Consider the following 24,239-nt stretch of genomic DNA (forward strand, 5'->3'; position numbering starts at 1 on the left):
TTAATTTTTAATTCCTAACTACAGAAACCGTTTCATTTTTGAACACCTTATTTATCATAGCAAGAATTTCATCTTCACTGCAACTATTTAAATTATAAAATTCATTGAATAGTAATTCACCTTTATCATACATTATCTCATAAACTACTAAATGCATAGATAAAACTATAGATTTTTCTAGAGCCAGCATCCTTTTAAGATTTTGACTTTTTTTATACTTTTTGAAAAATTCCTGATTGAAAATTCCTTTAGCACACTTAACAACTTCTATGCTGCCCTCAATTATACCTTGAACTACTTCAATATTTTCCTTTGATGTAGATAAAGTTATAGTATATAACTTTATGCCTTTCTCATTCTTAACTCTACCTTGAATATCATAAACTAAACCTCTCTTGGTCCTAATTTCATCATACAAAATTGAACTAGTTCCATCTGCAAAATATTCATTAAATAGATGGAGTAAAGTCACCTCTCTTTCAGAAATCTCATGGATAGGAAAAATATATTGAAGCTTGCAACCATTAATAGTATTATTTTCTTCTTCGAAAATACCATTTTTAGGATTTTCATAAAGAGGTAATTTACATGTTTCTAGTAATGATTTATCCAAACTACTTAATGTATTCTCTTCTTCAATACAAACGCCCAAGGCACTATTTATTATAGTTAAAACCTCTTCAACCTCCAAGGATGTCACCACAGATATAACACAATTATCAGCAGTATAAAACCTTTTATGATAAGCCTTAATATCTTCAAGTGTTATATCTTTTATTGTTTCTTCCCTACCAATAATTAGATTCTTAATTCTTCGTCCCTCAAAGCTATTATAAAAAAGAAAATCCTCGCAATGCTGAACCACATCATCGCTCCACTCTTTAAGCTCCTCTAAAATAACAGACATCTCTTCCTTAAAACCATCCACCCTAAAAGCAGGATTGAAAACCACATCACTATAAACCTGAAAAGCCTTTTCAAAATCCTCCCTCAAACAGCTACCATAATAAACAACATAAGGATAATTCGTCATAGCATTATGGAACCCAAGATACTCATTACACAAATCATTAATATCCTTCTCAGTCCTTGTATCCGTCCCCTTAAACACCATATGCTCCACAGCATGAGCAATACCTAAATTATCATTCCCCTCAGTATTTGCACCAGCCTCAAAACCTATAGTAAAAGACGTAATATTCCCCGGAACTCTCTCATATAAAACCTTTATCCCATTTAAACTCAATGTCTTTATCAAATTAACACCTCAATTTTCACTAATTTCTTACCTACACTTTTTATGCTTCAACATAAATATAAGAAGTAACCCTATTGATTACTTCTTAATTATAACTTAATTGACAATCTAAATCTTTGATTTAGCCTTCGAAATGATTGTCTTATATTTTACCTTATTGTTGAAATTGGACTTCAATATTATCTACACGCAACATCATTTGATATACCTTCCAAATGATTGTCTTATGTTTTATCTGATTGTTGAAATTGGACTTCAATATTATTGATAGCAAAGCCATTTGCATAAGTAAGAATCTAAATCTTTGATTTAGCCCTTCGAACTTATTCATTTAAATGTATATGAAAATGAGATTCCTTAATCATACTCAGCGATACGAAAGGTAAAAGCGTTAAAAACTACAAAGTGTCTGAGCTCATGCGAGTTTTTGTAGTTTAGCTTTTTCCTTGAGTAGAGTGCTAGTAAATAAATGTCTCGAAACGGCTTTGCAGCAATAATATAAGTCCAATTTCAACACTCCATAAAACATATCTCTATTTCACTACTTCTACCGTTTCTATAGCATCATCCATGAATACTATTAGGTTCTTCCCTCTACCAGCTCTATTTTGCAATGGTACAGTTCCTATATCCACGAATTTCTCTTCACCCTTCACAGTAGTTATCTTAAGATTTTCCTCGGATAATCCTACACATAACTCCTTATTGTTACCTGGCTGTATTTGACCCTTAGTTCTCGCAAACACTACTCTATCATCATCTTTTAAAGTTATTCCCATAACTCCCGTAGCATTTTTACCCATAGTACTTATAGAATCTAAAGAGAATTTAATACACATACCTTTTCTTGTAAGGATAACACCCTCACCTTCTTGATTTTCTATTTGAACCTTAGTTAGTTTATCTCCATCAGTTTTGAATTTATATCCTGAATTATAGCTATAATCACCTATGAATTCTCTAACTAAAGTTTTCTTTACTACACCCTTTTCAGTGAAGAAATAAATTTTTTCTTTATCAGAAGGCTCACTATTTGAAGTTGCAACTACGGCAACTATTGGATCTTCCTCATTGTAATTTGAAAATAATTTTCTTATATCAATGCCCTTTTTATCTATATTTTGTATCATAACTGAAGGAATTTTAAACAAATCGCCATTCTCAGTAAAGAATAATAATTCACTATTAGAACTAGCAGTTGTAATTATGTCTTCTCCACTTCTTCTGTTTGATACTCTAAGAAGTCCTTTTTTACTTAAGGTTACATAGAACTCTCTATAGTTAAATTCATTTACATATTCACAGGTTGTTATATAGTCACCCTCTGTAATAGTTACAAGGGATTTCCCAAGAATTCCTCTATCAACTAGCTCTAGCTTTGGCTCTTCAACTGTAAAACTGAGGCCCTTTGCAGTATTTATTAATATAAAGGCTTCTTCTCTATCCTTAGTCACCATTTCAACCCTTGTTAGTTCTTCTTCTTTTCTAAGTTTAATACCCTGAAGCTTAGAATAATTTGTGCTAAATTTGCTTAGTTCCGTTTTCTTAATAAGCCCTTTAGATGTGATAAACATTATATCCCTTGGAATAGAGAAATCACTTACAGTGTAAGCTCCTATAATCTTTTCCTTATCTAAATTAAGCCCCTTAATAAACTTTTGAATTCTCTCACCCTTATCTCTCCACTTAAATTCAATTAAATTACCAACTCTACATTGATACATATTCCCTAAATTCGTGAAGATACACAGAGTATCTCTAGTATTACATTCAAAGAAGAATCTATTTAAGTCTCCTTCTCTATATTCAATATCTTCAGTATTTTGGCTAGTTCTCACAAAGGATTTAACTAAGGTTCTCTTAATGTAACCCTCATTAGACATGGTAACTACCACATCCTCCTCTACAATAAGCTCTTCTAAATCTATCTTAGCATCACTATCATCCTCTAGAATTGTAGTTCTTCTTGGATCATCGTGGATTTCTTTTACTTCCAATAATTCTTTCTTTATAACCTTTATAAGTTCTTTCTCACTACCAAGTATCTTCTTAAGAACTTTAATTCTAGCTTCAAGCTCCTTATGTTCCTTCTCAAAAATCTTTATTTCAAGACCTGTAAGCCTATAAAGCATAAGTTCTAAGATTGCTTCCGCTTGATGTGATGTAAATCCGAATTGATTTACTAAGTTCTCACCAGCATCCTTCTTAGATTTTGAAGCTCTAATCGTTTTAATAATTTCATCCATAATACCAATAGCCTTAATAAATCCTTCTACAATATGGAATCTCTTCTCAGCTATTTCAAGATCTCTTTGAGTTCTTCTTGTAACTATATCCTTTTGGTGTCCTATGTAATACTTAATTATAGTCTTAAGTCCCATAGTTCTTGGCTTTCCGTCTGCAAGGGCCACCATGTTAAAGGATATATTGCACTGAAGTTCAGTTTTCTTAAATAAATACTTAAGAACTCTTTCAGCTGTTTCATCACTAGTATTTTTCTTAAACTCTACAACAGCACGGATTCCATTTCTATCAGATTCATCTCTAATATCAGCTATTGACTCCACAGCTTTACCGTGCTTTTTATCTCCAGTTAAATCAGATATAGCTTGAAGTAATCTAGCCTTATTCTTTCTATAAGGGAATTCTGTAATTACAAGGGCAATTCTTCCTGATTCTAAAGTTTCAAAATGAGTTTTTGCTCTTAAAACTACCTTTCCTTCTCCCGTCTCATAGGCTGCTACTAATGAATCTATTCCCATTAGTATTCCACCCGTCGGAAGATCTGGTCCCTTTATATGCTGCATAAGTTCTCTTGTTGTAATCTCTTCATTATCAGCATATGCAAGAGCTCCATCAATAACTTCACCTAGATTGTGTGGTGGTATATTTGTTGCAAGACCAACAGCTATACCAAAAGCTCCATTTACTAGAAGATTTGGATATCTTGCTGGCAACACTGTAGGTTCCTTCTCTGTATCAGAGTAGTTATCTGTCATATCAACTATACCTTTATCTATATCTTTAAGCATCTCCATAGCAATTTTCGAAAGTCTAGCCTCCGTATAACGCATAGCAGCTGCATTATCTCCATCAATAGATCCCCAGTTTCCATGTCCATCTATCAACGGTTTTCTTGTACTAAAATCTTGAGCAAGTATTACCATAGCATCGTAAACCGATGAATCACCATGTGGGTGATACTTACCAAGGATATCTCCAACTATTCTTGCAGATTTATAATAAGGCTTATCTGGAAAAGCCTTTAGCATGTATGCTCCATATAAAATCCTTCTATGAACTGGCTTCATTCCATCTCTTACATCTGGAAGTGCTCTATCCTTAGATACTTCTACCGCATAAGGAAGATAGTTATCTGGCATAGCCTCATCTATAGAAACATCAATAATATTATTATCTATTGGAATAGGTTCTTTTTTCTTCGCCATAATAATACCTCCTAAAACTCACCGTGATTATACATATAATTTCTTCTTGGCTCAACTACATCCCCCATGAATAAGGACACCATTTTTTCGGCCTTTGCCGCATCATCAATGGTAACCCTTTGAAGTGTCCTGGTTTCTGGATTTAATGTAGTATCCCAAAGTTGGTCTGCGTTCATCTCTCCAAGACCTTTATATCTCTGAATAAGAGCGCCCTTACCAATTTCCTTTTTAGCCTTATATAATTCTTCATCATTATAAACATACTTATGAACTTCTCCACCCTTAGTCATCTTATATACCTTATAAAGAGGTGGAAGTGCAATAAATAAGTTTCCATTTTGAATCATTTCCTTCATATATCTATAAACATAGGTCATCCATAAAGTCCTTATATGATATCCATCCACGTCCGCATCACTAAGTATTATTATTTTCCCATACTTTAATTCTTCAGTCTTATAATTTTCAAGAACGCCTGTACCAATGGCTGTATTGAATATTCTAAGCTCTTCACTAGCAAGAACGTTCTCCAACTTCTGCTTTTCAGTATTCATAATTTTACCTTTAGAAGACATTATACTTTGGAATCTTCTATCTCTGGCCTGTTTTGCAGAACCTCCCGCGGAGTCTCCCTCAACTACTATGAATTCCGTGAACTCTTTATCCTTTAAAGTACAAACCGCTACCTTACCTGCTAATGGTGAAGTCCCATTACCAATTTTCTTTCTTTCCGCATCATTTATCTTCTTAATTTTTTCTCTTCTTGCTGCGGCTGAAATAGCATTGTTAATAATTGTGGTTGCAAGTTCTTTATTATCTTCAATCCATTCACCAAGCTTTGTATATGCAAGCTCATTCATCACAGAGTATGCTTCTACATTTCCAAGCTTAGTCTTTGTTTGACCTTCAAATACAGGATTAGTGATTTTAACCTTAACGATGGCAGTCATACCTTCTCTAATATCATCACCTTCAAAATCCTTATCCTTTTCTTTTAAAAGATTAAGTTTTTTACTTCCCTCTTTAAAAGCCCTAGTCATACCAGTTTTAAAGCCCGTCTCATGAGTACCCGCTTCCTTAGTTGGTATATTATTTACATAACTAGCTATATGTTCTGTTGTAGAATCAGTAAACTGTATACACACTTCACCCGACACTAAAAGCCCATTAATCTCTCTCTCTCCAAGGAAAATTATTGGGTCCTTATGAAGAACCACCTTACTTTCATTTAAATAATCAATGAAATCTAAAAGCCCTCTCTCTGAATGATAAACCTTTTCCACAACTTCTTGCTTTCTTTCATCTCTAAGAATTAAAGTAATTCCTTTGTTTTGGAATGATAACTCCTTTAATCTCTCATCAATTATTTCAAATTTGAAATCTACAGTTCCAAAAACTTCACTATCAGCTAAAAAGGTTACCTTAGTACCTGTATCCTTAGACTTACCTATAATCTCTAGCTGAGTTTCAGGGGTTCCCGGCATGTCCCTTTTAAGTTCTTTGTCATATCCGTAATGAAATCTTTGCTTATATACATTTCCCTTTTGCTTTACTTCAACTTCTAACCACTTAGATAGGGCATTTACAACCGCAGCTCCAACTCCATGAAGCCCTCCAGAAGTTTTATAATTATTATTATTAAATTTTCCTCCAGTATGAAGCTCTGTATAAACCATCTCCACTCCAGATTTATTTTTAACTGGATGTATCCCCGTAGGTATACCTCTTCCATTATCCTCTATAGTAACCGTTTTATCTCTATTTAATGTAACCACTACCTCATCACCAAAACCGTTGGCAACTTCATCGATAGAGTTATCAAGTATTTCCCATATACAATGATGTAGACCCTTTGTTCCAGTTGATCCGATATACATTCCAGGTCTAACTCTTACTGGCTCTAATTTCTCAAGTGATGTAAGATCCGTAACTTCATAGGATCCTCTACTATTTACTTTCTCTGTCATTATATCCCTCCTCAAATGAGCTACAATTGTTATTGTATAACTTTATATTAAACTAGTAAAGTTTTTTCTTTAAATTTATGAAAACTTATGTTCTCATACCCTTTTTAAATGGCTTAATTCCTATAATATTTCTAATAAAAAAACTTACAATTAAATGTTTAAATGGATGTTCCTACAAATTAATTGCAGGAACTCTTTAACATAAATCATAAGTATTTATTAGAAATATTAAAGTGTTTCAAGAAAAGTCTTTAGCTCCGTTACCCCTTGTTCTACACTATTTATAATTAATTTTTTAGCATAATCGTATTTATCTGAACTGTGAGTATATAATGGATCGTAGTATTTTACCATAAGCTCTTTAACCACTTCATCAAACTCATCATTTTCAACCTTTTCGCAATAAGCTTTTATATTCTTTTCGCTTATATGCTTTTGAAGTTTATTCAAAGCTTCGCAAATCTCATCTTTACAACTGCTACACTTTGTATATTCATCTACTATTATCTGGCTTCTAAACTCAATAGGAGCATCAATAAACACATGTATTCCAGCCTTCATATCTTCATGAATGTAATCAGGAATTAAAACTCTTCCTATTCTCTTACTCTCAGCTTCAATAAATACATACTTCCCCTTAACAGCCTTTAGTTCTTCATATACATTAGACTCAAACTGTTTCTGAGTAGTTCCAGCCCCAAGTCCAACTGAACCTAAAATAGAACCTCTATGATTTGCGCATCCCTCTAAATCTAGCACATCATAGCCATCCTCTCTAAGCTTTTTAAGAATTTCAGTCTTTCCAACTCCAGTATTTCCATGAAGCACTATATAAGTAACCTTTTCATTAACCTTAGGTAGTTCCTCATTAATAAAAGCTCTATAGCTCTTATAGCCCCCGTGAATTCTTCTAACTCTCATTCCAAGTGCACATAAAAGATCCGTAATAGAGGCACTTCTCATTCCGCCCCTAGCACAAAACAGCACCACATCTTTATGCTCTTTCTCTAATTTTTGAATTTCATCATATATATAAGGAAGTTTTTTTGAAACAATGTCAACTCCCATTTTTTTAGCTTCATCAGTACTTTTTCTTGTGTAGATAGTCCCAACTACTGCTCTCTCCTCATCATTAAAAAGAGGAATATTTACAGCACCATTAATAGTAGCCTCTTCAAACTCACCGCTACTTCTAACATCAACGAGCACATAATCTCCAGTTAAATCTTTATATTCCACTGTCTTTGACATATTCATTCCTCCAAATTTAAGTAAATATCTATACTCCTACTCGGAGTCACTTCAATATACAATCTATATTTTATTGCAATTATTCCATAGGATTTTTAAATAATTGCAACTTTATCTATTCTATATTGTAATCAATGATATGTCAAATTCTAAGTAACACTCCACTCTTTAAGACAAATCTTAACATCATTTATTACTTCCTCTTTGTTAATTTCATTTAGAATCTCATGTCTTCCACCTTCATATAGCTTATGAGATAAATTAACAATCCCAAGTCCCTTAAATGTTTCTACTAGTGATAATATCCCCTTACCATACTCACCAACAGGATCCTTATCCCCACTTAATATTTTTACTGACAACTCTTTCGGTATTGCACTAAGATTTTCTTTTCTATGGATAGCCTTCATTCCTTTTAAAAGATCATAGAAAAAAGAAATAGGAAACTCTGCACCACAGTAAGGATCTAAAATATATTTTTCAACTTGATATTCATCTCTACTTAACCAATCAAATTTAGTCTTTTTATTTTCTACTTGATTATTATAACTACCAAATCCAATATTATCAATTAGTTTCCCACTGGCTCTTCTTCCTTTTAAACCCATGATTACTCCTGCTAATGCTATACCAAAATTAGTTATTGGAGCTGGTTTACCGCCAGTTCCTGAAAGAATTACGCCACTTACAGTATCTCCATAAATTTCCATATATCTTTGTGATATGAATGACCCCATACTATGCCCAAATATAAATACCTCTACCCCTGGATTTTCATCCCTTATAAACTTATTTATCTCTCCCTGATCATGAACCATAGTGTGAAACCCATCATTATCACTTATATATCCCAAAGAATTCAAATTTTCAGCTGACTTTCCATGGCCTCTGTGATCATCTCCATAGACAACAAAGCCCTCTTTCACTAATTCACTAGCAAATTCATCATAACGAATAGCATGCTCAGCCATTCCATGAATAACTTGTACCACACCCTTAGGTTTTATCCCTGTCACCGGCTCCCACTTATATAAATAGATTTCCTTACCATCTCTCATTTTCAATATTTTTTCTACATATGCCATTATATTTTCCCACCTATCACTGTACTATTAATTAAATTATATATAAGTTTTTCTAATGTTTCAACCTTCATAAGACATACTAATATTTATATTAGATTAAACTGCTACATCTACTTCTTGATCTGAAACATCACTTACCATATTATTTATCCATTGATTACCTCTATACCTTTTCACAACAATAATACACTTTGTAATTTCCTCTATTCCAGCCACTGCTACCACCATATATATCGGTAAGTGAAGAATAAATGCTGCTACAAATGAAAGTGGAATTCCTATTCCCCACAAGGTTATACCTTGTACAATAGCACCGTACTTTGCATCTCCTCCGCCTCTGAGAATACCAACTACTAATATTACTGCAAAAACTCTGAATGGCATTAAAAATGAATATACATAAAGAATTTTAAGAGCATTCCCTATTACCTCTGGTGATACTTTAAATATGCCTAGTATCATTGGAGCTGTTATTGCAAGGATTCCTGCTAAAACCACTCCAGTAATTAATGACATTGCGCATAACCTTCTCGAATATAATAATCCCTGTTCCTCTCTTCCAGCACCAATTTCTTTACCTATAATTACAACTGCTACATTTGCAAGCCCAAAGGTTATGACCATAAATAAATTATACACTGTTGTACATATTTGAATTGAGGCTGTAGCCTGGGTTCCAATTCGACCATAAATTATTGCATAGGTTATATTTCCAAATCCCCAGCAGGCTTCATTTAATAAAACTGGTAGCATAGTTGCAAATACACATTTAACTAAATCCTTAGGTATGTTAATTAAAGCTTTCACCTTAGCCGCTAGTACATTGCCAGACATATATGTATATGAAACTAGTAATAAACACTCAGCTGTTCTAGCTATAATTGTGGCAATAGCTGCACCCTCAACACCCATAACAGGGAACCCTAGTAATCCAAATATAAGTACTAGATTAAGTCCCCCATTTACAATTAACCCCACAAAACTAGCCAGCATTGGAAGCATTGTATTTTCAACGCTTCTAAGCGCAGCTGCATACGTAAATGATATAGCTGTAAATATGTAACTAAAACAAACTATCCTAAGATAACTAGATCCTATTCTAATTACCTCAGGATCTATATTGAAAATTGAAATTATTTTCTCTGGTATAATTATAGCCACTAAAGTGCAAATCAAAGCTATAATTGTACCACTTAAAAGTCCCATCCCTAAAACCTTCTGAATATTATACTTATCTTTTTTACCCCATAGTTGTGCTATAAATACTGCACAACCAGAACTAATTCCCATAATGAATAAACTAAAAATAAAATAAACTTGGTTGGCAATCCCAACTGCTGCAAGTTCTACCTCCCCAACTCTTCCAATCATCATTGTATCCAGCATGTTTACAGAGGAGGCTATAAGATTTTGCAATATAATTGGTAATGCTAAAAATAACACCATCTTATAAAATTTCTTATCATTAAATAATTCCTTTAAATTTTCCTTTTTCATCATTAGTAGTCTCCTTTCGCACAAAAAAGTTCCCCCAATTGAAGATTATCAAAGTGGGAACTTCATCACTTATGTTTTTTAAATTTTAATTCTAAATCCTGCATTCTCAATTTTTAATTTTGCATTCTCAATTCTCAATTTTCAATTCCTATTTGCACATCATAAGGTTAAGAATAACTCTATCTGCATCAGCCATTCCAATAACACCTAAATCCGCCATATTTCTTATAGTTCTTTCCACATCTTCATGAACAATTCCATCGTTAGATGAAACTTCTATGCCATCTACTGCAAGAGCTGCACATAAAACCGCTGTTCCTACTGCTGTAGAAATTTTAAGAGCACAACCTGGCTTTGCACCATCACATACCATACCTGATACATCCGCCACCATATTTTTTATAGTTTTATTTATTGCCTCTAAATCTCCACCTAGCATATAAACCATGGCACAACTTGCCCCGATTGAAGCCGCAACTCCACATCCACACAGTGCTGAAAGTCTACCTATAAAACTTTTAACATGAATAGTTATCAGGTCACTAAGCGCTACGGCTCTAACTAACATATCATCACTAAGCTTTAATTTTTCTGCCACTGCAATTACAGGTAATGTAGCTGTTAATCCCTGATTCCCACTTCCTGCAGTACTCATAACCGGTAATGTACATCCATCCATTCTAGCATCTACCCCAGCTGCAGTAATTCCCATAGCATAAGTTTGTAATGAATCACTAAAAACTCTATTGTTTTTATTATTCAAAATAGTTTTTCCCGTTTTAAGCCCATAATCATCATTTCTTCCTGAATCTGAAACTTTTCGATTCATCGCTATCCCTTCCATTAAAAATTCTATCTCTTGGTAAGGCACAGTTTTTATAAATTCATATATTGACTTAACACATAAATCTTCACCGTGATTTATACTATCCGAAATAGATGTATTAACATCCTTTATCTCAAATAGTACATTCCCATTCTTTGTTATAAGGACTATATTATTATGTTTATTTTTAATAATAACTGAAGAACTATCCTCTCCAATATGCCCGATTACTTCTATATATAATTTTTCTGGAGCAGTAGTAAGTTCCACTTTAATCTTGTCATTTGCTAAATATATCTTAGCTTTATCTATATCATCTTTAGTTGCATCCTTCAGAACCTCAAGTCCTGCATCAGGATTTCCGCCAATAGCTCCAAGTGCTGCTGCAATGTTTAATCCAACCATTCCTGTTCCTGGTATTCCTACTCCCATTCCATTTTTAAGAATATTACCACTAACAAGTACTGTAATTCTCTCCGGAATTCCCCCTAATGCTTGTCTACATTTTGCCGTCGCCAACGCAAGTGCTATTGGCTCCGTACACCCTAGTGCCGGTATAACTTCTCTTTTAAGAATATTTATGTATGCCTCTTTCATTTTTAACATCCCCTCTTAATATCTTATATGCCGATATATGTAAATTTATCGCATTTTTCATTTTGATAAATTATTACAGTGATTGAAGTCATTTAATGGTTTACACCCCCCAATTATAACATAACTGAGAATCTAAATCTATGATTTAGCTCTTCGAAGTTACTCATTCGAATGCATATGAGAAGGAGTTTAAGGTTACAGTCCTCTAAAGTGCTCTGGTTTAAATCCCTCTTGCCCCTGTAAAAAATTCTTAATATCTAACAATAGTTGCTCTTTATCCGCTCCTAATATACCAGCTAAAGGTGCATAATTCGAAGCATGATTACTTCTAAATACACAATTAGCAAGATTTAATCTACTAACGAATTCATAAATTTCTACCATAACTTCCTGAGGATTTAAAAGCGTAAGTTTCCCTTCTATCACCTCATTATAAATAGGCGCATCTTCTGGTGTCATCAACGTTAACAAACCTAAATAATCAGGATCTATCCCATTAATAACCCTAGCAGAGTTTATCGCATGATTTTCCCAATTTTCTTTACCACCTAAACCATTTATCACTGTACAAGATAGTTTAATACCAGAGGCTTTGATTTTACCACCGGCTTCTATAAGTTCTTCAGCGGTTGCGCCTTTATTAACTCTAGTTAGCACATCATCGTCACCGCTCTCTATTCCTAAGTAAACCATAGATAGACCTTTATTCTTTAAAATTTCAAGATCATCTTGAGTTTTTAAAATAATAGACTTAGGACTTGCATATACAGTAACCCTTTTGCACTCCGGAAATAGACCTTTAATTTCATCAAGGATAGCTACTAAAATCTTTGTAGGTATGATTAAAGCATCTCCATCTGCTATAAATATTTTTTCTATATATTTATAGTTCTCCCTTGCCCATTTTAAGTCCTGAATAATATCCTCTAACTTCCTAATTCTAAACTGTTTCGCCTTATACATATTGCAAAAACTACATTTATTGTGGGAACATCCAATGGTCCCTTGTATAATTAAACTTCTACCTTCACTAGGCGGTCTATATACCGCACCTTCATATCTCATATAAAGCTTCCTTTCTATTACAAGAAGAAAGTTTCAAAATTCACTTAAGAGTGTATTTTCTCTCAGTAATTCTTGAAACTTCATCTTTTTCAACTTAATTTTAGTTAAAACACAAATTTAAAATTTTTGTTAAAACTCATATACATATAATCAAATGTAATGTAATAGTTAACAAATTTTAACTCATCCTAATGTTTAGTCTTCAACGTGGTGGTGATCCTTTATGTGGTTCATACAATATTCTTTATGTCCACTACATTTTGAGCAATATCTAAACTCCATGTTTGGATCTTCTCTATCTGTAATTCCACAAACAGTACACTTATGACGCACATAATCCTTCATTTCTATAACCTTAAACCTATCCTTATTCTTCTTCACAACTTTCCTTCGCTTAAATAAAGTTATAAAATCCTTACCAAAGAATATAAAATAGTTTGCAAGTGATGCTAGTACCATAAGCTTAATATCAAATCCACCCATTACAAAGCTTTGTAATATAAGAATAGCATCAAAAATAGCTAAGTATTTCATTTTAACTGGTAAAACAAAGAACACAAGAACTTCATGATTAGGATATATAGATGCAAATGCTAGGAATAAAGTTAAATTCAAGTAAAATGTTGTAGCATATTCCCCACTAATAAGTGAAACTATTACTGTAGCAATTACCCCTACTAAATAATATATATTAAATTTAAAACTTCCCCAAGCCTGTTCAAGTCCTGTTCCAATTATAAAGTAGAAATACAAAGTAAATAAAAGCCAAAATGCTGAACTATCCGGTGGTATTAATACAAACGTAAATACTCTCCAAATTTGCCCCTGCATAACTTCCTGCGGTATTAATGCTAAATTTCTTATCAGTCCCGGATTTATTGACTCTAATAAAAACACTGCTAGATTTGCAGCTACTATGTATTTCATCAATCCATGTATTGAATACTTTCCGTATTTTCGTTCTAATTTATCTAACCACTTCATCCTTACCTCTCCCTCCATAAACATAAGTACATTTTATCATATTTTTCTATTGTAGCAAATTAATTTAAACTATATTCCATGTGAACTTATTATTAATTTAAAATAATTGTCTTATTATAACTTTTCATATCTTTTTCCCCTTGATTTTGTTATAATCATTTAATATGATTAAAATCATATTAATATGAAAGAGGTGCTTAAAATAAAGAATAATTATAAAAATATGAATAACGAGTATGAAATTCAAGATAGAACTGCTTTAATTACAATCTATAAAAAAGATGGAACTCCACTTATAGCTAAAATTGATAGTGAAGATGTAGACAAAGTAAAAGCTATGGGTACTTGGTTTGCCGAATGGCACAAGGATTTCAATAGCTACCTTGTACAAAACTTAGGACCATCTACACTTAACGGTAAAACTAGAACTATAAAAAGAAGCTTACAATCTGTAATTATGAACGTTGATCCTAAAGCTCCAATAAGACACGTTAATGAAGATACTTTAGACAACACAAAATTCAACTTAGAGGTTGTTGAAAGAAACAGTAAAAATGAATATGACCTAGTAGGTAACGATGAGGTTGCTATAATACTTAAAGATAAGTACGGAAAACCTGAAGAGAAAGCATTAATCTCAAAGGAAGATTTATTTAAAGTATTAGATGACAATCACAGTTGGGTTTTTTATAAACACTTCGGTAACCCATGTGTAGTATCAAACACACCTGAAGGCAGAATTTTTATGGATAAGTTAATTATGAATGTTGAATCTAATGTAACTGTTCACCACATAAACCTTAATCCCCTAGATAACAGAAGACACAACCTAGAAGTTGTAGAAAACGAAGAAGATTAAATTTCAAACTACTATCTAACTAAATATAAAAAAGGACTTCATATTATCTTTACTAAAGAATTAACACCCTCAAATGGTGTTAACTCTAGATAATATCGAAGTCCTATTTTAGTGCTGCTAAATTTTACATTAAATTCCATATATTTAATGTAAAAAATCCATCAAGGATTTTACCCTAAATTAAAAATCTATAATTTATAATTAAAATTTACAACTCAAGGAATTTCCCAATAAATTCATCAGCCAATTTTAACTCTGCCTCGCTAGGCACAAAGTTAACCTTAAATCCTGGCTCTATAGTCTTAAATTTAAGACTCTTCAATCTAGCTGTTAGCATGTCCACACCTTCACCACTCCAACCATAAGATCCGAAAGCTCCAGCAATTTTCCCACGATTCACAATGGCACTAACATGGGCAAGTAAATCCCAAGCCGGCTCAACTGCATCTTGATTTATTGTTGGAGAACCAATAAGTATACCACTAGCTCTATCAACTAAAGTCACAAGTTCCTCCATAGTACATGCTGTTATTTCATGAACCTCTGCTTTAATTCCAGTTTTTTCTATAGCTTCTCTAAAATAATGTGCAACCATCTCAGTATTTCCATAAGCTGAAATATAGAATATCTGAATATTTTTTTCTTCTATTATATAAGGCTTTGCCCACTCTCTATACATCTTTTTATAAAGTTCAACATTATCAATGTGCACAGGTCCATGACTCGGTGCAATCATTCTAGTTTCTAAATCTTGAATTTTATCTAAAGCCATGTTAACGAACCTTTGAAATGGACTCATTATAACATCATAGTAATATTTCATTTCATTTCCATAATCGCTATCACATATATCAGTGATACACTTAGAAGGCGAGTAATGACATCCCATAACATCACATGTAAATAAAATTTTCTCCTCTACCAAGTAAGTGAAAATACTATCTGGCCAGTGAAGATTTGGAGCTGAAATAAATCTAAGTGTATTCTCTCCAAGAGAAAGGTCACCCTTTGCATCCATAGAATTAAACTCTTTATTAATTATCTTACTAGTATATTTTAAAGCAGCCTTAGAGCCCATTACCATAGCCTCTGGATATTCATTTAAAAGTTCCTTTAAAGAACCACTATGATCCAGCTCGGTATGTTGAAGTATGATATAGTCAATCTTCCTATCTCCAATAATAGCTTTAATATTTTCTAAATACTTCTTAGAAAATCCAGTCTTAACAGTATCTATTATAGCGATTTTTTCATCTACAACTAAATACGAATTATATGTTGTCCCCTTTTTTGTCTCCATTATTATATCAAATACTCTAAGTTCTTGATCATTAACCCCAACCCAGTGAACAGACTTGCTAAGTTTTAACGGTTCCATTTTATTACCCCCATTTATTTTACACACTAAATGCTGAAATTATTTACTTATTATTCAATAAATTTATATTTTTTAACATTTGATATACATTATATCACTATAATACATGATTTTATATATATTTAATTAAATTTATGCATTTTATCCTTCATTTTAATTGTTAATTTAAAGTGAATAACTTTTTTCCTTCATTTTTAATTCTAAATTCCTAATTCCTAATTCCTAATTCCCATTATACAATTCCTTCAATTTATCACTAATGCTCTCAGCAACCTTCAGATTTCCACTTTCATTTAACATTATGTTATTTGTAGTGTACTGTGCTATATTACTTGATTCAATTCCACTTTCATTAAATAAATCTATAACCTTAACTGAATTCTTTTCACAAACTTCTTCAATGGCTTTAGCATAATCATCTAGTTTACTACCAACATTATTTGCCTCTGGATAGCTTGGTTGATTTGGAACCTTTCCATGCTTTAATGGTGTCAAAAACACTATTTCAATTTCTGGCTTTAATGATTTAAGTTTATTAATGACACTTTGAATATTTCCATAAAAGCTATCTTTTTTATCATCATCGGCCTTAGTACCTATAATCTTATTGTTTGTAAAATCATTAGTACCTCCCATAATCATTACTAAATCTATATCCTTTAAAGTTTCAACACTAATATTATTAACCATCTCTTTAAGAAGTAGCCCATTATTAGCTAAATTAGTTACCGATGCCATATCTGTAAGTTCTTTAACCTTTCCTTGATAAATTCCACTCTTAGATACCCCATCACCAAGGGATAGAATTTTTTTATCCTTTAATTCAAACTTATCTTTGATATCATCCTTCTCCCCAGTATTATTATCACTTTTATCCTCAGATTCCAATGGTTTAACTACCGTATTAATATATATCTCATAATCATTCTTTAGTTTTACAAGTTCATCCTGATCTCTATTACTCTTATATATACCCATGCCCAAAACACCTATTAGAGAAAATAATAACACTATACATGTAGTTATTTGCATTCCCTTATTTTTCAACTATATTCCCCATTTCTTCAGTTTTTTCTAAAGAAGCCACTAACTCCTTCAAATATTCAGTAAATCCTTCTTTTAATTCAGGTTTTCTTAAAGCAAATTCAACTGTAGCTTGAAGGAATCCAAGCTTATCTCCCGCATCATATCTTTTACCCTTAAAATCATAAGCATACATATCCTCTTCTTTTACTAATCTAAGGAGAGCATCTGTGAGTTGGATTTCCCCACCTTTACCTGGCTCTGTTTCTTCTAATATTTCAAATATCCTTGGAGTTATAATATATCTACCTAATATTGCCACATTAGAAGGTGCTTCTTCTACCGATGGTTTTTCCACTAGATTATCAACCTTATATACCCTGTCTGCCACATTAGTTCCACCAACGATACCATACTTATTTACAGCTTCCTCAGCTACTGTTTGTACTCCTAATACTGATGTTCCATAATTCTCATAACAGTTAATAAGCTGTTTTAAACATGGATTTTCATCATTGTATACAATATCATCCCCTAAAAGCACTGCAAAAGGCTCATCACCTACAAAAGTTTTAGCGCAGTGTATAGCATGTCCAAGTCCTTTTGGTTCCTTTTGCCTTATAAAGTGTATATTAATCATATCTGATATATTTCTAACCACTTGAAGCATATCTTCTTTACCTGATTTTTCAAGCTCCAATTCTAGTTCTATAGACTTGTCAAAGTGATCCTCTATACTTTTTTTATTTCTACCTGTAATTATAAGAATTTCTTCTATTCCTGATGCTACGCATTCCTCAATTATATACTGAAGAGTTGGTTTATCTACTATTGGCAACATTTCCTTTGGTTGAGCCTTTGTAGCTGGTAAAAATCTTGTACCTAGCCCTGCTGCTGGAATTATTGCCTTGCGAATTTTCTTATTCATTTATTATTCCTCCATATTCTCTACACATCATATATTTTCTACATTAGCATAAAACTTATGTCCTTATTATATCTTAAAAATACGATGAAATAAAGATTGAATGAAATTATTTACATTTCATCCTATTTTATATTTCCAACAGAATAAGACTCCGTTAAATTTATCTTTAACAGAGTCTTTTCTATTTTTCTTATTCTTCTATTTTTCTTATTCTTTATTTCCTACTTTTCTTCCTCATCTTTTTTTCTACCCCTTAACGCAAAAACACCTACCCCTAAAAGCACAGCTCCTGTGGCCATAATAGCTCCAGCTCCAATGATTGACCCAGTTTGAGGAAGACTTGGCTTCTCTGGTTTCTCTGGTTTCTCTGGCTTTTCTGGTTTATCCTTACTATTTACTGTTACCTTGCAAATATCAGTATATCCACCCTCTTCACTCTTAACAGTAATAGTAGCTTCACCTGCTCCTACAGACACTAATTTTCCATCTACAACCGTTACAACTTTTTCATCTGATGATGTCCATGTAACATTTTTATTGGTTGCATTCTCTGGATTAAATGTTACTTTTAATTGTATTGACTCACCATTTTCTAATTTAAAATTATTTTTATTAAGTTTAATGGATTTCAATAAAATATCTGCTGGTGATACTGTCACCTTACATGTGTCTATATATCCACCATCTTCACTCTTAACAGTAATAGTAGCTTCTCCTGCGCCTACAGATACTACTTTTCCACCTACCACCGTTACAACCTTTTCATCTGATGATGTCCATGTAACATTTTTATTAGTTGCATTCTCTGGATTAAATGTTACTTTTAATTGTGATGATTCACCATTTTTCAATTTAAGACTCTCTTCGTTAAGGCTAATGGATTTTAATAAAATATCTGCTGGTGATACTGTTACCTTGCAAGTATCGGTATATCCACCTTCCTCACTCTTAACAGTAATCGTAGCTTCTCCAACGCCTACAGATACTACTTTTCCGCCTACCACCGTTGCAACCTTTTCGTCTGATGATGTCCATGTAACATATTTATTAGTTGCATTTTCTGGATTAAAGGTTACTTTTAATTGTGATGACTGACCATTTTTTAATTTAAGATTTTCTTCATTAAGACTAATTGATCTTAACATGATATCTTCTGGTGATACTTTAACTATGCATGTATCCTTAAACTTTCCATCCCTAGTTTCTGTAGTAATCACTGCTTCGCCTGCACCCTTAGCTACAACCACACCATTTTCAACTGTCGCAACACTATTATTTGAAGATTTCCATATAAACTCTTGAGGTCCTGCATTCTCTGGTAGTACACTTACGTCTAATGTACTTCTACCTCCAACCCTTAATTCTAGAATCTCCTTACTTAACTGAATACCTTCCACTGGTTTCCAATCAACTCTATGGAATTTGTTATCTTGGCACTTATATTCAATATCATCTTTGAATATTCTAACCTTAATTTCATAATCACCAGCTTTTTTACTTATCCAGTTTAACTTTTTATTATTAGACTTTTCTTGAACCACAGTCCAATCCTTATCAGCTTTTTCTCTAACTGCAAATTCATACTCAAATTCAACCTCATTAGTAGGTGGCACTGCCTCAAAAGAAACGATTTCTCCTACTGTAGATTTTTCCTTATCCATATTTAATACAACATTATACTCTGGAGTCTCATCATAGTAACCACAGCTTTCAAGAACATCTATAATGTCTCTTCCATCAACTATAGCTTGTGGAACCTTAGAATCTGCCCTTGTTAAATCCTGCTTCATATAGTTGTAACGTAACAATTCCATATCCCATCTATCAACTATACCATCTTGATTTAAATCAGTAACAAGATTCTCTTCACTACTTTGTGCTATAGCTTCCTCTGGACTACTAATCTGATAAACCTTAGCAATTTCACTAGCATCAACAACATCTATAGCTCCATCACCATTAACATCTCCCATATTTGGTACTATTGATGGTGCCATAAAGTTATAGGTAGTTATTCCAAAGACATTTCCGATTCTCTCACCATTATTATTTACTTTACTACCTGGTACATTCATTACACAATTAAATCCACCTGGAGTTTCTACTATAACCTTATAGTTTCCTTCAATTACAGGAAGATCATTAAATGCGAATACATGATTTCTTCCACTCATCTCATCAAGTCTAAGGTAAGTTGGTGCATATTTCTTTCCACTAGGATCTATTGCATAAATGTCTGCCTTAGTCATTCCAGGCATTGGAGTCATAGTCATTCCATAGATTAAGGTTCTTTCCTTAGATTCGATATCCATATTTTTATACATAGTCCCTGTTTTTACATCTACAACGTCACCCATGGAATTTTTAAATTCTCCACTAGTTCCCTTTAGATTAGAATATAAATATTGAGTATCATCCATTAAATCATCACTTACACCTATGAGACTTTCTACTTTATAAGTAATATCAAATAACTTAATATCTCCACTTAACCCCTTAACATTATCTCCTGTTAATTTAAATTTCATTTCAAATTGTTGTGTATTTTCATTATCTTCAGTCACAATTAACACTGGCTCTGCTATAGTTATGTCATTATTATTTTTACTTAATAGCGCTGTTAATTCCTTAGATGCCTTTATTGAATCTATCGCTAATTTAGCATCCCCATTACTTCTCATGATAAACTTGCCTTCTACCACATCATCACCGTTATTTAATGTAATAGATGTGTTTAATTTAGAACCCTCACTTAATTTTTTATCTTCAACATCTAATGATAAATATTTAGTTCCTTCTTTAATTAAAGTATGCATATATGGAGCATTCATTACCTTACCAGCATTAGCATAGCTAAGTTCTACATTAAAATAACCACTATCTAAATCTGCTTTTTCAACTCCAGCAATCATTATTTCCCCATTAGGTTTAGCCATAGTTCCCATTCCAGTTTGGTCACCATCTGGATAAATACCTCTAGCAAAAAAAGTATTAACTTCTTCTTGCTTTATATAATCAAGACCACCTTCAGTCTTCATTTTGTTTACTATTTCATTATAAACATTAGCTTTTATCCAAATACCTTCATGTTCCTTGCCATCGTACCAAACTTCCTTCGTGAACATATCCTCTGTTACTTCTGTTATTCCTGGCTTATAGTTAGTAAATTCAATCTTATCTCCACTAGTGTCATTAATTATCCCCATCGGAAGTGTATCTTTGAAGGTTTTTCCATTAGGAGTTTCAGCAACAACTTCTAAATCGTACATTCCACTAGGTAATGGAATTTCCTCTTGAGATATTTTATCACCTATCATTTTTCTAACCTTACCATTTGGAACAAAATTTTCTATTGCTGCATCCATTCCCTCTGGCATCCAGCTAACATCCTGCTTTCCAGCATAACCAACGTATTCCCCAGTTGTTCTATCCTTAACATACCCATGAATAGTTTTAACTTGCTCATTGAATTGTACAAGTATGCTTATATCACCTAACCCATAGAAAGTATTTGGATTCCTATTAAATAGTGCGGAAGAAGTAAATCCTGTAATACCCTTAGCAAATCCACCTTGCAATTCTGGATATGATAGTTTTGTAAATCCATTTTTTACAATAGTTCCACTGAAAGGCATTTGGTAATCATTCTTTTCATTTCCAACCTCTGTAAAGTGTATAAAGCCTTCATAAGTCCCATACTCTAGTTGTTTCGGTGCTGATAAAGTCGCGTTAAAAGTCTTACTACTACCAGGTTCAACTGTAATAGTTTTCTCCACGTTTAACACTACACCATTTTTAACTGCATCCTTAGCCCTACTAATATTATCTGAATACTCTACATCTATATTGTAAGTCTTCGCTGACTTTGAATTATTCTCTATTGTCACTGGAATAGTTTTTTCAATATTTCCCTCTTCTACTACAAAAATCTTTCCATATGAGAGCATACCTGTCACATTATTCACTTCTTCAAATTCCTCTCCTGCAACAGTCTTATATTTACCGCTGAAAGATACTTTTTCATATACAGCATCATAAGGACTTACCCTACCAGCTCCTGTTTCATGCACACTATAGCTCACTCCACTCTTTTGATGAATATGCTTAGAAGTATTCATCATTGCAAGCTTTACATCCTCTGGTGTATAATCAGGATTATTTTGTAGAATAAGAGCTGCTATCCCCGCTATGTGAGGTGCTGCCATTGAAGTACCACTCATTCTTTGATAAGCTAGGTTATAATTTTCTACATTATCATCCTTATCATTTATGAATTCAGGAGCTGTTGAATATACTTGAGATCCAGGTGCTACAATATCCGGTCTAATTTCATAGGTTTGTTTAACTGGCCCAACTGAGCTAAAGGATGCAACTTCATCACCCTCTATAGTTACCTCTTTATCGAAGGTTACTTTAAGTTTTTTAGGTAGCTGATTTTTAAGCTTATCTCCATCAGCCTTAGACATACCAATTGTGTTTGCATATATTGTCTCTCCTATATATGGAATTTCACTAGTTGTCACATTATTAGCTATAATAACTAACTCAGCACCTGCATCCGTAGCATTTTTAACCTTCTCTGCAAAGGTTAAAGTTCCTCTATCAATTAAAGCAATTTTATCTTTTAAATCCTTTCCAGTAAAATCTCCTGGATTTCCAATGCCACAATGCACAACTTCCAATTCTCTATCATACATGTCCCCAATTTTATAAGTTAAACTTTCGCCAATTAAATCCCCACTTAAGGCTAATTCACCTATAGTAAGTTTGTATCTATTATAATCAAAGTCAACAGTACTTGCTCCAACAGCTATTGGTAATTGAGCAGTTCCAGGTGTTCCAACAGTTCCAGATGCTGGACCAGCATTTCCATTAGCAATTACAGTTACAACACCAGCTAAAGTAGCATTATTAACTGCTGTAACCATAGGGTCAAAAGGTCCATTATTCCCTGGTGCCCCCAATGACATATTTATTACATCCATACCATCTTTAACAGACTTTTCAATCGCTGCTATAATCCCTGAAGTTGACCCTGAACCTCTTGGTCCTAGAACTCTATAACCATAAAGTTCAACCTGTGGAGCAATACCTAGAACTGGCAGTTCTGACTCTTTATTTTCACTTGTTCCTGCAATAGTCCCTGATACGTGAGTTCCATGAGAAGTATAATAAGCATTTCCATCAAGAATTTCTGGCTCGCCACTTTCTTTCCAATCCTTATAAGTAGTCTCCATTGGATCTGCATCGTTATCTACAAAATCCCAGCCAGTAGTAGTATCTATATTTTGAGTTTTCGGGTCGCCATCTTTAGCTCTAAAGCCTTCGTAAGCATTAGTTAAATCTGGGTGATTATAATCAATACCAGTATCTAAAACCCCAACTTTAATTCCTTTTCCATTAATACCTTCCTTATGAAGGTCATCAACATCTAAAAAAGGAACTGAATCCATCATATATGGCTCTATTTGATTATCATCTGCTGATTTTACCATTTCTTCCACTGGTAACTCCACCTGAACTTGATAATCTTTATGAATTCTCTTAACAACATCGGATTCCAAAAGCTTCTTTATATCCGTACCCTTAATATTTAAAGCAACCCCATTAAATACATCCTTATACCAGAATTTAACCTCTGGCTGTTGTGATGAATAAGTTACCAGCATCTTTGAAAGATATGCTTCAAATAATCTATGATCCCTATCAACCTTGGTCTCAGATAATCCATAGCTTTTCACATTTTTACTTTTAGCCATAGCTGTTGGTTCACTAATAAACTCAACTATTATTGATACTAACTCATCAGATGTAGTATCAATATCCTCCCCTATGATAAGTTCATCTTTGGACATATCCCCCTTTAAAGCCCCTTGCATCTTCAAAGACTCTGATAATTTCGAATAATCCCTATCCTCACTTCCCCTTGTGATTCCTAAAGCTAATGAACTAAAATTATTGCTTACAAATGCTACCGTAAGCGCTGTAACTATTAGCTTCTTAATTCTTTTTCCTTTCATACACATTCCCCCCTTGATTAAACTTAAAAATATTCAGTGCCCATTTTAAATG

14 protein-coding genes are annotated in these 24,239 nt (G+C 33.1%); 1 reads left to right on the plus strand and 13 read right to left on the minus strand.

Features of this window, described 5'->3' with window-relative positions:
* Positions 1–7: 7 nt before the first annotated feature.
* The 9 genes from RSA29_RS12750 to RSA29_RS12790 all read right to left on the minus strand — a co-directional run bounded on the left by RSA29_RS12750 (position 8) and on the right by RSA29_RS12790 (position 13,979).
* Positions 8–1,258 (minus strand): pitrilysin family protein, encoded by a 1,251-nt coding sequence (locus tag RSA29_RS12750; protein ID WP_346943543.1) that lies wholly within the window; start codon positions 1,256–1,258, stop codon positions 8–10.
* A gap of 533 nt (positions 1,259–1,791) precedes the next feature.
* Positions 1,792–4,707 (minus strand): DNA topoisomerase IV subunit A, encoded by a 2,916-nt coding sequence (locus RSA29_RS12755; RefSeq protein WP_346943542.1) that lies wholly within the window; start codon positions 4,705–4,707, stop codon positions 1,792–1,794.
* Between the two features lie 11 nt (positions 4,708–4,718).
* Positions 4,719–6,674 carry a DNA topoisomerase IV subunit B gene (locus tag RSA29_RS12760; RefSeq protein ID WP_346943541.1) on the minus strand — a complete coding sequence of 652 codons (1,956 nt, stop codon included), beginning with the start codon at positions 6,672–6,674 and terminating at the stop codon, positions 4,719–4,721.
* Between the two features lie 228 nt (positions 6,675–6,902).
* Positions 6,903–7,925: a tRNA 2-selenouridine(34) synthase MnmH gene (gene mnmH, locus RSA29_RS12765; RefSeq protein ID WP_346943540.1), complete on the minus strand. Its 1,023-nt coding sequence runs from the start codon at positions 7,923–7,925 to the stop codon at positions 6,903–6,905.
* A gap of 149 nt (positions 7,926–8,074) precedes the next feature.
* The gene (locus RSA29_RS12770) at positions 8,075–9,010 is read right to left on the minus strand and encodes an alpha/beta hydrolase (RefSeq protein WP_346943539.1); all 936 of its coding nucleotides are present in this window, start codon (positions 9,008–9,010) and stop codon (positions 8,075–8,077) included.
* Positions 9,011–9,106: 96 nt separating this feature from the next.
* The gene (locus RSA29_RS12775; protein ID WP_346944435.1) at positions 9,107–10,510 is read right to left on the minus strand and encodes an MATE family efflux transporter; all 1,404 of its coding nucleotides are present in this window, start codon (positions 10,508–10,510) and stop codon (positions 9,107–9,109) included.
* A 145-nt stretch (positions 10,511–10,655) separates the two neighbouring features.
* Positions 10,656–11,930: an L-serine ammonia-lyase, iron-sulfur-dependent, subunit alpha gene (locus RSA29_RS12780; RefSeq protein ID WP_346943537.1), complete on the minus strand. Its 1,275-nt coding sequence runs from the start codon at positions 11,928–11,930 to the stop codon at positions 10,656–10,658.
* 195 nt (positions 11,931–12,125) lie between these two features.
* Positions 12,126–12,995, minus strand: a complete 870-nt coding sequence (locus RSA29_RS12785; RefSeq protein WP_346943536.1) for a radical SAM protein — start codon at positions 12,993–12,995, stop codon at positions 12,126–12,128.
* Between the two features lie 195 nt (positions 12,996–13,190).
* Positions 13,191–13,979 (minus strand): hypothetical protein, encoded by a 789-nt coding sequence (locus RSA29_RS12790; protein ID WP_346943535.1) that lies wholly within the window; start codon positions 13,977–13,979, stop codon positions 13,191–13,193.
* 223 nt (positions 13,980–14,202) lie between these two features.
* On the opposite strand from RSA29_RS12790, the gene RSA29_RS12795 reads away from it, so the two are divergent.
* Entirely contained in the window at positions 14,203–14,838 is a 636-nt protein-coding gene (locus RSA29_RS12795) for a hypothetical protein (RefSeq protein WP_346932570.1), read from the plus strand.
* Between the two features lie 208 nt (positions 14,839–15,046).
* Here RSA29_RS12795 and RSA29_RS12800 read toward each other — a convergent pair whose 3' ends face one another.
* From RSA29_RS12800 to RSA29_RS12815, 4 genes are all read right to left on the minus strand, one after another.
* Positions 15,047–16,216 (minus strand): FprA family A-type flavoprotein, encoded by a 1,170-nt coding sequence (locus tag RSA29_RS12800; RefSeq protein WP_346943534.1) that lies wholly within the window; start codon positions 16,214–16,216, stop codon positions 15,047–15,049.
* A 222-nt stretch (positions 16,217–16,438) separates the two neighbouring features.
* Positions 16,439–17,263 (minus strand): SGNH/GDSL hydrolase family protein, encoded by an 825-nt coding sequence (locus RSA29_RS12805; protein WP_346943533.1) that lies wholly within the window; start codon positions 17,261–17,263, stop codon positions 16,439–16,441.
* Positions 17,253–18,167 carry a UTP--glucose-1-phosphate uridylyltransferase GalU gene (gene galU / locus RSA29_RS12810; protein ID WP_346943532.1) on the minus strand — a complete coding sequence of 305 codons (915 nt, stop codon included), beginning with the start codon at positions 18,165–18,167 and terminating at the stop codon, positions 17,253–17,255. Before galU ends, RSA29_RS12805 begins: the two co-directional genes overlap by 11 nt.
* 221 nt (positions 18,168–18,388) lie before the next feature.
* Positions 18,389–24,187 (minus strand): S8 family serine peptidase, encoded by a 5,799-nt coding sequence (locus RSA29_RS12815; protein WP_346943531.1) that lies wholly within the window; start codon positions 24,185–24,187, stop codon positions 18,389–18,391.
* Positions 24,188–24,239 lie beyond the last annotated feature (52 nt).

It is taken from the genome of Clostridium sp. (assembly GCF_036660475.1).
Classification (GTDB): domain Bacteria; phylum Bacillota; class Clostridia; order Clostridiales; family Clostridiaceae; genus Clostridium_J.